Annotated in this window: 3 protein-coding genes; all 3 read right to left on the bottom strand. The window is 71.2% G+C overall.

The window, feature by feature from the left end; all coding sequences use genetic code 11:
• Window positions 1-10: 10 nt before the first annotated feature.
• Genes ABZ374_RS06310 through ABZ374_RS06300 form a run of 3 tightly spaced genes read right to left on the bottom strand, consistent with a single transcriptional unit; the run spans window position 11 to window position 12,236 of the window.
• Window positions 11-1,663 (bottom strand): NAD(P)/FAD-dependent oxidoreductase, encoded by a 1,653-nt coding sequence (locus tag ABZ374_RS06310; RefSeq protein ID WP_360306917.1) that lies wholly within the window; start codon window positions 1,661-1,663, stop codon window positions 11-13.
• Window positions 1,660-2,880, bottom strand: a complete 1,221-nt coding sequence (locus ABZ374_RS06305; protein WP_360306914.1) for a cytochrome P450 — start codon at window positions 2,878-2,880, stop codon at window positions 1,660-1,662. Before ABZ374_RS06305 ends, ABZ374_RS06310 begins: the two co-directional genes overlap by 4 nt.
• Window positions 2,874-12,236, bottom strand: coding sequence for an amino acid adenylation domain-containing protein (locus tag ABZ374_RS06300; protein WP_360306911.1), 9,363 nt, complete (start codon window positions 12,234-12,236; stop codon window positions 2,874-2,876). Before ABZ374_RS06300 ends, ABZ374_RS06305 begins: the two co-directional genes overlap by 7 nt.
• Between the last annotated feature and the right edge of the window lie 69 nt (window positions 12,237-12,305).

Below are 12,305 nucleotides of genomic sequence, written 5' to 3'. Positions count from 1 at the left end.
CTGTGCCTCCTCAAACGTCCAACCGGGGCAACCGGCCGAGCTTGCCGCGATGCCAGGGTTCCGCGCCGGGGCTGTCCCACGCGGTGAAGTCGAGCCCCAGTTCCGCACACAGGTACTGCGCGGCGAAGCGGCCCGCCGACGCGGTGCGGATCAGGCTGCCGCCGCCGATCCACTGGCCGGTCATCGAGAAGCCGCGCAGCCCAGGCAGCCGCATGCGGTCCCGGTTGACCAGCTTGTTCGCCAGGTCCTCGGCCTCGGTGAAGGATTTCCAGGCGAGGATGCTGCCGTTGAAGTTGCCGGTGTAGCGCAGGGTCGTGGCCGGTGTGGCCACGTCCGTCACCTCGATGCGCTCGGCGATGCCCGGGTACTGCCGTTCCAGGAAGTCCCGCACGAAAGCGGCGACTTCGGCCTTGCGGGCGCGGTATTCCCGGCGGTCGGTGGTGCGCAGGGTCTTCCAGTACGCGAAGTCGCTGAAATAGGTGCAGTGGATCACCGACCGGCCCGGGGGCGCGAAGGAGTCGCAGTAGCGCGACCGCATCTGCACCACCAGGCTCTGTTGCTGCGCGGCCGGTAAGGCGGCACCGTCGCGCCGGGACAGCAGGTACGTGGTGCTGTGTGGGGCCTCGGGGACGTCGCCGACCAGGCCGACGAAGGCGGAGACCACGCCCGGGTAGACCAGTTCCGGCTTGTGCAGGGTCTCGGTGTAGAGGGTGTCGATGGTCGGATTGGTGTAGCGCCCGCCCAACAGCCCGTGGATCGTGGTGTAGCCGTCACAGGCGGAGACGACGTGGTCGGCGTAGTGGCGCGTCCCGTCCTTGAGTTCGACGCCGATCGCGCGGTCCCGGTCGACCAGGATGCGGGTGGCCCGGGCACGGTAGCTGATCCGGCCGCCCAGCGAGGTGTAGCGCTCCTCGACGGAACGCGACAGACCCAGCGAACCCCCTTGCGGGAAACCGGCGTTGCCGTGGTAGGCGCTGGCCATGTTGAACAGGTAGGGCAACAGCGGGAAGACCTCGTGGTCCTGGAAGAAGATGTAGGGGAAGGCTCGGCGAAGCAGCGGGTCGCGGAATTTGCCGCAGAAGCTCTCCATCCTGGTGGTGGAGGTGCGCCAGAGCAGGCCGAAGCACGGCAGGATGGTGCGCAGTGCGTCGAGCTTCTCGCGCACGGTCCGAAGCGGGGCCGCGGTCAGGAACGGGTAGTGGTTGAGGCCGATGAACCGTCTCAGGTCGCGGCAGAAGGCGCGGATGAGGCGGGCGTCGGCCGGCGAGATCTCCAGCAGGTGCCGCTCCAGCCGGTCGGGGTGGTTGTAGAACGTCACCGCCCGGCCGTGCTCGTCGACGATCCGGTTGAACATCTCGAAGTTGGTCACCGTCTTGCCGTCGAGCGCGCCGAGTTCGCGCCAGATCCGGGCCGCGTCGTTGCCGGAGCCGGTGCCGGTCATCCACTCGATGCAATAGTCGAAGAGATAGCCGTCGCGCGACCAGGCGGTACAACAACCGCCGGGCAGGACATGCTTCTCCAGGATCCGGGTCTGCATCCCGCTCATCTGCGCGTAACAGCCGGTGGCCATCCCGCCGATGCCCGCACCGATGATGATGACCCGAGGCTTGCCCCCCGGACGCCGCTCCCGCACGGCCCAGTCCTGCTCGTCCTCCCCCGTCATCGGCGACCGACCCCACCGACACGACGATCGAAGGTGACGGGTAGTTCACGAAGACCGGCCGCGATGCCTTTGGTGGTCCACCGCAGTTCGGCCGGCGGCACCGCGAGGCGCAGGCCGGGCAGCCGGCGCAGCGCCGTCTCCAACGCCACCTGGAGCTCCAGCCGCGCCACGTGAGCGCCGAGGCAGTAGTGCGCGCCGTGCCCGAAGCCGAGGTGCGCGCCGTCGTTTCGAGCGAGGTCGAGGCGGTCCGCCTCCGGGAAGACCGCGGGATCCCGATTGGCCGCCGCCGGCGCCGGTACCACAATTTCGCCGGCCCGGACCAGGACGCCGCCGAGCCGCACGTCCTCGCCGGCACGACGCGGGAGGGTGGACTCGATGAGCTGTACGTAGCGCAGCAGTTCCTCGGCGGCGCGGGGAATCTGCTCCGGGTGCGCACGCAGTCGCGACAACATGTCGGGGCGGCCGATCAGATGGTAGAGGGAGACGGCGATCTGACGGGCAACCGTGACAAAGCCCGCGACGAGCAGGTCGCCCACCAGGGCCGACAGCTCCTTCTCGGTGATCCGGCCGTCCCGATCACAGGCTTGCAGCAGCGAGCCGAGCAGGTCGTCGCCCGGCGTGTCGCGCCGCAGCGCCACCAGTGCGGCGGTACGCGAGGCGAACTCGGCGGCGGCCCGCCGAAGTTGTTCGGCCGTCGACGCGCCGAACAGGGTGGCCTCCACCCAGCTCCAGAACCGGCCGTACTCGTCGGGCACGCCCAGCAGTTCGCAGTTCACGGTGGTCGGCAACGGGATGGCGAACCGCTCCATCAGATCGACCGAAGGCTGCTTCGACTCGACGATCCGGTCCAGGAGTTCTTCGGCGACCTCCTGCGCACGCGATCGCAGTCGCTCGACCCGGCGCGCGCCGAACGCGCCGCCGACCAGGGACCGCAGCCTGGTGTGTTCGGGCGGGTCCAGGGACATCAGGCCGCCGTTGCCCGGTGGTGCGCCCTCGCTGCGCTCCTCGGCCCACCCCTTGGCTTCGGCCAGGCCGAAACGGGGGTCCGACAGGACCGCCTTCACGTCGGCGTGGCGGACCGCCAGCCAGGCCTGCGAACCGTCGGCCAGTCGTACCCGGCTGAGCGGTCGGCCGAGCAATTCGGCATATCTGGGATGGAGTTCGAGCCCATCACCGGGCTCGAAGGGATAGGCGGGCGGCTCCTGCCGGCTCAGCACGGTGGGGTCGACCTCCCGGCTCCGGTGAGCACGGCGCGGACCAGATCGGTGTTGTAGGGCAGGTGGTCCGGGTCGAGCATGTCGGCGTGGACGCCGGATCCCTGGTGAACCGTCGTGTGCGTGGTCGAACCGCCGTGCCAGGTGCCCGGCCGGCCGGCCAGGTAGAACTCCGCCTTCTGCTCGTCGGAGATCACGCTGATCGGGGCCGTGACCGCGCCGAGGTTGGGCCTGCGTCCGCAGAAGTCGATGTATTCCCGGGCCTGTTCCAACGTCTCTCGGGTGACGGCCTCGGAGCCGGTGTGCTTGCGCAGGTGATCGCGCAGTTCGTGCTCGAACGCTTCGAGGTGTTCGTCGGCGGGCGTGAAGGACTCGTGGATGCGGTACGAGTCGACGATGATCACGTGCCCGATCTCGCGTCCGCGCCGTTCCAGTTCCCTGGCCACCTCGAAGGCGAGATTGCCGCCGAGCGAGTAGCCGAGGAGTACGCAGGGGCCCTCGGTGTGCAGCGACTCGACCAGGTCGGCGTAGCGTTCGGTCTTGTCGTCGCCGCGCAGATAGTTGAACGCGGTCAGCCGGTATTCCGGCAGGTGCGCGGCGAACCGGCGGTAGACCAGGCCGTGCCCGCCGGCCGGCGGCAGACAGAAGACCTGCGGCCCGGCGCCGTCGTTGAACCGGAGGTAGGGCTGGTCGTCGGTGCTTCGGCCGGTGTCGATCCGTTCCAGGGCGGTGGCCATGCCGTGCAGGGTGGTGCTCCGGAAGAGTCGACTCACCGGGATGGTGGTGCCGAACTCCGCCTGGAGGCAGTGGATCAGCTCGATCAGCTTGATCGAGCTGCCGCCCAGCTCGAAGAAGTCGTCCTGGAGGCCCACTCGTTCCCGGCCCAGCAGCGTCGTCCACTGCTCGGCCATCCGCATCTCGTAGTACGTGGAGGGCGGATCCGGCGCCTCGTGCGGCTCGCCGAATCGCGGCGCGGGCAGCGCGGACGGATCGACCTTGCCGTTCGAGGACAGCGGCAGCGCCGGCAGTTCGACCAGGTGGGTGGGGATCATGAAGGTGGGCAGGTAGCCGGCGAGGTGGCGGCGAAGCGCGCGCCGGTCCAGTTCGGCGCCGGCGGCCGGGACGCAGTAGGCGCACAGGACGGCCTCCCCCTGCGGGTCGTGCCGTACGGTCACCACCGCCTGGTCCAGGTCGGGCCACCCGGCCAGCCGTGATTCGATCTCGCCGAGTTCGACGCGGTGGCCGCGCACCTTGATCTGCGCGTCGGTGCGCCCGAGGAGTTGCACGCAGCCGTCGTCGCTCCAGCGGGCGAGGTCGCCGGTGCGGTACAGCCGTACCGGGTTCGCGTCGGGCTCCGGGCCCAGGGTCAGCGTCACGAAGCGCTGCGCGGTCTGCTCCGGGTCGCCCAGGTAGCCCAGTGCGACGCCGTCGCCGCCGATCCACAGCTCGCCCGGCGCGCCCGAGGGCACCGGCTCGCCGTACCGGTCCAGGATGTAGAGAGTGCTGTTGGGAAACGGCCGCCCGATCGGCACGATCCGGCTCGGTTCCAGGGCGTCGGTGGGGCCTTCGAACCAGGTGCTGTCGATGGTCGCCTCGGTGAGCCCGTAGGAGTTGACCAGGCGGGTGCGCGGGCCGCACAGATCGCGAAGGCGGCGGTATTCCTCGACCTTCCAGGTGTCCGAGCCGACGATCAGCAACCGCATGAAGTCCAGCCGCAGGTCCCGGCTTTCGCAGTGCCGCAGCAGCGCGCGTGCGACCGCCGGGACGAACTCCCCGCAGTCGACCCGCTCGGCGAGCATCGTCTCGTACAGGCGGGCCGTGTTGAACAACAGCTCGCGGCCGATCAACACCAGCGTGCCGCCGGAGCACAACGCCCGGACCAGGTCGCCGGTGAAGACGTCGAAGGAGGGGTTGGCCAGTTGCAGATGGACCCGGACCTCGTCGTCGAGTCGGTACGCCTCGCGCCATCCGGCGTATACCGAGGCGAGGTTGCGGTGGCCGACCTGGACCGCCTTGGGCCGACCTGTCGAGCCGGAGGTGTGGATGACGTACGCGGGCGCGTCCGGGCCGACCGCGGGCAGCGCCTCCCCGGCGTCGGCGGGTGCGCGCTGCCACAGCTCGTCCAGGGTCAGCACCTCGGCGCCGGCCGAGGCCGCCGACCCGCGTGCGTCCGCGTCCGCGACCACGACCAGCGCGGCCCCGGCGTTGTGCACCAGGTAGGCGAGCCGCTCGGCGGGGTAGCCGGGATCCAGCGGCAGATACGCGCCGCCCGCCCGCAGCACCGCGAGCAGGGTGACGATCAACTCCGGTGTCTTGTCCAGGCACAGCGCCACCACCGTGCCCTCGCGCACCCCCAGCCCGCGCAGCCGGTGGGCCAGCGCGGCGGAGTCGTCCGAGACCTCGGCGTAGGTCATCCTTCGGACCGCGCCCGATTCCTGGGGGGCCGAGACCGCGATCGCCTCGGGCCGTGCCGCCGCCGCCCGGGCGAACAGCTCGTGCACCGGGACCTCGTGGGGCACCCGACGCTCGGCCCCGCTCCACTCGCCGACGATACGCTCGCGCTCGCGGCGGTCCAGCATCGGCAGCCCGGTCGCCGGACGGGCCGCCGACTCCCGCGTCAGCGCGCTCAGCAGGTTGACGTAGTGCGCGGCCATCCGCCGCATCGTCTCCGGCCGGAAGAGGTCGGTGTTGTACTTGAGGACGCAGTGGAAGCGGTGTTCGGCCTCGTCCTCGTAGGCGGACAGGGTCACGTCGAACTGACCCTCCTCCTCCGGGAGTTCGATGTAGTCCAGGCGGTAGCCCCAGTGCTCGGTGGCGACCTTGTGGGTGAGCAGGATGAACATCGCCTGGAACACCGCGGAGCGGCTCGGGTCGTGCTGGAGACCGAGCTTTTCGACCAGCAGCACGAACGGGTACTCCTGGTTGTCGAGTGCACCCAGTACGGTCTCCCGTACCTGGGCCAGGAGTTCGGCGGTCGACGGCTCGCCCGCGAGGTTCACGTGCAGCGGCAGCGGGTTGACGAAGTATCCGTAGACGGAGCCGAAATCCTCGTTCGTGCGGCCGGTGACGGGGCTGCCGACGATGAGGTCGTCCTGCCCGCTGTAGCGGTGCAACAGCAGGTAGTAGGCACTGAGCAGCACCATGAACACGGTCACGTTGTGCTCGCGCGCCAGGGCGTGCACGCGTGCGCTCGTCTCCTCGTCGAGCACGAAGAACTCGGAGGCGCCGTTGTGCGTCTGCACGGCGGGTCGGGGCCCGTCGGTGGGCAGGTTGAGCACCGGCACCTCGGCCGGCAGCCGGCTTCGCCAGTAGTCGAGCATGCGCTGCGCGTCGGGGCGGGCCAGGAACCGGTTCTGCCGGTTGAGGAAGTCGAGGTAGCGGGCCGGGACCGGCGGCAGTTCGGCGGGGCGTCCGTGCCGCAGTCCTTCGTAGACCGCGAGCAGTTCCTCGATGAAGGTGAACGTGGAGATCGCGTCGGAGACGACGTGATGCACGGCCTTCATGATCACCCAGCGGTCCCGCTCGCGCTCGAACAGACGGAAGCGGATCAGCGGGTCGTGTTCGAGGTCGTAGGGTTTGCGGTACTCGCGGATGATCATCGACCGGATGTCGTCCCACTCCCGGTCCCGCACGTCGAACACGCCGAAGTCGGGCGTGCTCGCCGCGTTGATCCGCTGCACCGGCCGGCCGTCGACCATGACCAGGTTGGCGCGCAGGAGCGGGTGACGTTCGATCATCGCGGTGAACGCGGCGCGCATCAGCTCGGGTTCCAGCTCGACGCGGACCTCGACCGCGCCGCCGATGTTGTAGGCGAACCCGTCGGGGTTGAGCTGCTTGAGGAACCACAGCGCCTTCTGGTTCTGCGTCAACGGAAACTGCCGCTCGTCGTCGAACAGCTCGACGTCGGCGTCGCCCGCGTCCCCCGGGTCCGTGTCCGGCAGTTCGACCAGGCCGACGTGCACCTGCGCGACCAGTTCGGCCACCGGCGCGTTGCCCAGCAGCGCCACCACCGGCAGGGCGACGCCCAACTCGGTGTGGATGCGGGCCCGCAGCTCCATCGCGAGCAGCGAGTCCAGGCCGAGGGCACCCAGTGTGTCGTCCGGGCCGACGGCCTGCGCGTTCATCCGCAATACGCCCGCCGCCAGCGCGGTGAAGCGTTCGGTCAGCAACCGCCGGCGCTCCTCGGTGTCGGCGCCGCGGAAGGTGTCCAGGAAGGTGTCGTCCCCGACGACGGTGTGCCGATCGCCCACCGCGGCGAGTTCGGCCACCAGCGCCGGCGGTGCCGGGTACCAGGCCAGGAACGTCGGCCAGTCGACGACGGTGGCGACCAGCAACTGGGCGCGGTCCTGGCCGATGACCCGTTCCAACACGGCCATGCCGGTCTCCGGGGACAGCGAGCTCATTCCCCGGCTGACGCGATAGTGCTCGACCAGTCCGAGTTCCTCGATCATGCCGGTCGCCCAAGGGCCCCAGTTGACGCTCAGGGCGGGCAGGCCGCGGCTGCGGCGGTGGTGCGCGAGCGCGTCCAGGAAGGCGTTGCCGGCCGCGTAGTTGGTCTGGCCGGCCGTGGTGAGCAGCGAGGCGATCGAGGAGAACAGCACGAAGTGTTCGAGCGGTTCGTCGCGCAACAGGTGGTGCAGCAGGTACCCGCCCACCGCCTTGGGGTCGTACGCGGCGTGGAAGACCTCCCGGTCCATGCCCGGCAGCAGGGCGTCGTGCACCTGTCCGGCGAGGTGGAACACGCCGCGAACGGGCGGCGCCTGGGTCTGCCGATGGTGCGCCAGCCACACCGTCAGGGCGGCCTCGTCGGTGATGTCCAGCGTCACCGGTACCGGGTGGGCGCCGAGTGCTTCGAGCTCCCTGGCGAAGCACACCCGGCGACCGGCCGGGGTGTCGGGGTCGATCTCGTGCCACCGCTCGCGTTCGGGCAGGGCGCTGCGGCTCATCAGGATCAGCCGGCGGGCCCCGCGCTTGACGAGCGTGCGGCACAACAACCGGCCGAGCGCGCCGAAGGCGCCGGTCACCAGGTAACTTCCGTCGGCGCGCAGGCGCAGCGGCAACGGTCGGGTCAGCCCGGTGGCGGACGCCAGCCGACCGGTGAGCCGGCGCTCGGCCCGCAGCGCGATCTCGTCCTCGTCCTGGACGGACATCTCGCGCAGCAGCGCCGCGGCCTCGGCTCGGCGTGCTCCGGCGTCCTGCGCCGCGGCCGGGTCCAGGTCGATCAGCTTGCCCGGGTGCGCGGTCAACTCCTGTTGCCGCAACACCCGGCCGATGCCCCAGGCGGGCGCGGCCGGCGGCTGTACCGCGTCCCCCGGGGCCGCCGCCTGCGCGCCTCGGGTGACGATGTGCAGCCTGGCGGGCAAAAGTTCGCGGGTCAGCGCCTGGGCGAGGGTGATCAGCGAGTAGGCGCCGGTGTCGGTGTGCCGGTCGAACAGGTGCGGATCGAGGGCCTGCCCGTCGTCCGGGTCGAGCCGCGGCACGTCCAGGCTCCACAGGTGCACGATGTGCCCGGGCACGGCGCCCGCGTCCGCGCGCAGGTCCGCGAACAGGCGCGCCAGGTCCTCGACGGAACCGGGCGCAACCGTCCACGCGTGTCCCTCGGCGGCCCTGCGGTAGCCACTGCCCGGGCGGACCGCATGACAGCGCCCGCCGCCGGCGACCACCGCGGCCGCGAACTCGTCGGCGACCCCCTGCGCGTCGGCGAACACCAGCCAGTCGTGGGCACCGTCGACCGTCGCCTCGCCCGCGTCGAGCGGCCGGTCGACCCAGGTCACATCGGTGAGCCAGCCGTCGATGGTGTTCGTGCCGACCGCGGTCGCCGCCCGCTCGACGTCGCCCGCACAAAAGCCGCTGATCAGGCCGAGCGGCACACCGTCGTCGTCGTACAGGGCGATGTCCCCGACGAGTTCGCCGGCGCCGCGCCGCACCACCGTCGCGTGTGCCCACAGCGGCCGGTCGCCGACGGCGTCGATGCGCACCTCGTCGATCGACAGCGGCAACAGGACGGCACCGTCCGCGCCGGCCGATCCCAACCGCACCGTCAGGAGGGTCTGGAAGCAGGCGTCCAGGAGCACCGGATGCAGATGATGGCGGGCGGCGTCGTCGCCGAGCGGCGCGGTCGCGCGGATCCGGGCCAGCGCCTCGTCGGGGCCGGTCCACACCTGTTCGATGCCCTGGAACGCGGGACCGTAGTGATAGCCCTCGGCGGCCAACGCCGGGTAGCACTCGCCGGCGTCGAGTCGCCGGGCGCTGCGCGCGCGGATCGCGTCGGCATCGAGCGTGCCGCCGTGTCGGCGGCGCTGCCCGGCCCGGACGACTCCGCTCGCGTGCACGGCCGGGCCCCGGCCGTCGCCGGTGATGCCGGCGACGGTGAAGGCGGCGCCCTCGCCCGCGAAGGACAGTTGCACGGTCGCGGACTCGCCGTCGGGCAGGAACAGGGCCTTGCGCAGTTCGATGTCGGCGAGTGTGGCGTCGGTCCCGCCGGTGAGCGCCCGGACCGCCTGCACGGCCATTTCCAGGTATCCCGCCGCGGGGAAGACCACGTTGCCCTGGATGCGGTGGTCGTCGAGATAGGGCAACGTCTCGGCGTCGAGCCTGACTTCCCAGGTGGGGTCGGCGTGCGCCAGGCGCCGGCCGAGCAGCGGGTGGTCGATCCGGCCGAGCCGGATCTGTTCCACCGCGCGGGGCTCGGTCCAGTAGCGGTCCCGCTTGAAGGGATAGGGCGGCAGCGCCACCGGCCGCCCGGCGGGCTGCAGCACGTCCCAGGCGACGTCGACGCCCAGGTTGTGCAGCGCGGCCAGCGACCCGGTGAAGGTCTCGTTCTCGTCCTCCCGGCGGCGGATGGACGCCAGCGTGCGCCCCTCCCGGCCGCGGGCGGCCAGGCATTCCCGGATCGCGTGGCCCAGCACCGGGTGTGGGCCGATCTCCAGGAACACGCCGTAGCCGTCGTCGGCCAGCCGGTCGACCGCGGCCCGGAAGTGCACACTGCCCCGGACGTTCTCCCACCAGTAGCCGGCGTCCAACTCGGGTCCCTGCGCGGTGCCTTCGCGACCGGTCCGGTAGACCGGGAGCTGCGCGGGCTGCGGCTTGATGTCCGCCAGCGAGGACAGCAGCTCGTCCTTGATCGGGTCCATCCGCGCGCTGTGGTACGGCACTTGCACGTCGAGGAACCTGGCGAAGACCTGGTCGGCGCGCAGTTCGGCGAAGAGTTGCTCCAGCGCGTCCGGGTCGCCCGCGAGGGTGACCGAGGTCGGACTGTTGAACGCGGCCGGCGACACCCGGTCGGCGTAGGGCCGCAGGCGTCGGGTCGCCTCGGCGGCGGACAGGCTCACCGCGAGCATCGTGCCGGTCCCCGCCAGGCGCTGCTGGAGTCGGCTGCGGTGCACCACGATCCTGGCCGCGTCCCGCAGGCTGTAGACCCCGGCTTCGTGGAAGGCCGCCACCTCGCCGGTGCTGTGCCCGACCACGGCGTCGGGCCGCACTCCGTGGTGGCGCCACAGGGCGGCCAGGCCGACTTGGAGGGCGAAGTTGGCGGGCTGGGCCAGCCAGGTCTCGCCGATCCTGGAATCGGCTTCGTCCGCGCCGAGTTCCTCGACCACCGACCAGCCGGTGAGTTCGGCGATCTCGCGGTCGCACCGCTCGACCGCCTCCCGGTAGACGGGCCGGCTCGCGAACAACCGACGCCCCATCGCCCACCATTGCGGACCCATCCCGGTGAACACCCAGACCAGGCGCCGCCCCAGCCCGTCGCGGCTGCGGTCCGCGAGCACCCGGGGGTGTTCCTCGTCCCGCAGGTAGGCGTCCAGCGCCTCCTCCAGCGACGCACGCGAGGTGTACACCAGGGACAGCCGGGACTCCAGGTGCTGGCGACGGTGCGCCAGCGTGTGCCCCAGGTCGGACAGCGACACGCGGGTGCCGTCGGTGCCCGCGAGTTCGCGCCGGATCGCCGCGGCCCGTTCCGGCAGGACCGCCGGGTCGCGCGCGGTCAGGGGCAGGATGGTGTACGTGTCGGATTCGTCGCCGGCCGGCCGGACCGGCGCCTTCGGCGGCTCCTCCAACACCACGTGCGCGTTGGTGCCGCCGAAGCCGAACGCGTTCACCCCGGCCCGCGCCGGTCCGTCGTGATCGGGCCACCGGGTCGGCCGGGTCGGGATCTCGTACGGCAGCGACGCGAGGTCGATCGCGGGGTTGATCCGCTCCAGGTTGATGTGCGGTGGGATCACCCGGTGTTCGAGGCACAACACGGTCTTGATCAGGCCGGCGATGCCCGCGGCCGACTCCGTGTGTCCGATGTTCGGCTTGACCGAGCCGACGTAGCACCGGTCCTGCGGCCCGCGTCCGATCGCCAGCGCCCGGCCGAGCGCGGCCGCCTCGATCGGGTCGCCGACCGGTGTCGAGGTGCCGTGCGCCTCGACGTACTGGAGGTCGCCGGGGGTGATGCCGGCCTCGGCGCAGACCCGCTCGATGAGCGCCACCTGGGCGTCGGCGTTGGGCACGGTGATCCCGCTCGTCCGGCCGTCCTGGTTGACGCCGCTGCCGACGATCACCGCGTGGATCGGGTCGCCGTCGCGCCGGGCGTCCGCCAAACGCTTGAGCGCGACCAGGCCGACGCCCTCGGCGCGCACGTAGCCGTCGGCCGAGGCGTCGAAGGTGCACGAACGGCCTTCCGGGGACAGGAAGCCGCCCTTGGTCTCGGCGATGGTGTACTGCGGGGCCATGTGCAGCAGCGTGCCGCCCGCGAGCGCCAGACTGCTCTCGCCGCGCAGCAGGCTGCGGCAGGCCAGGTCGACGGCCACCAGGGACGAGCTGCACGCGGTGTCGATGGAGAGGCTGGGGCCGCGGAAGTCGAAGCAGTGCGAGATGCGGTTCGACACCATCGTCATCATGGTGCCGGTGGCGGTGTGCGCGGCCAGCGTCTCGAAGCCCAGGTCGGCGAATTGCAGGATCTTGTAGTCGAGGGTGAACGCGCCCACGAACACGCCGACTTCGCGACCGGCCAGTTCGGCGGGGCGCTGCCCGCCGTCCTCCAACGCCTCCCAGGCGACCTCCAGGAGCTTGCGCTGCTGGGGATCCATGTGCTCCGCTTCACGCGGGCTGATGCCGAAGAACGCCGGATCGAACGTGTCGAACCCGTCGATGTAGCCGCCGCGACCGCCCACCAGCCGCCCGGACTTGGCGGTGTCACGGCTGAGCAGTGTGCCGAGGTCGTACCGGTCTGCCGGGGTCGGCGTGAGGCAGTCCCTGCCCTCGATCACGTTCCGCCAGAACGCCCGGTGATCGCCCGCACCGCCCGGCAGCCGGCACCCGATCCCGATGACCGCGATCTTGTCGCGGCAGCCGGCGTTCCTCGTAACTGTCATGGTCGTAAACATCCGTGGGTCGTGGTTCGGTGCGCGGCATCGCGAACACAGACGACCGCCCGTCGTCGC

It is taken from the genome of Embleya sp. NPDC005971, assembly GCF_040629175.1.
Taxonomy (GTDB): Bacteria; Actinomycetota; Actinomycetes; order Streptomycetales; family Streptomycetaceae; genus Embleya.
The sequence above is the reverse complement of the archived record's forward strand: the minus strand, read 5'-3'. Positions and strand labels throughout refer to the sequence as shown.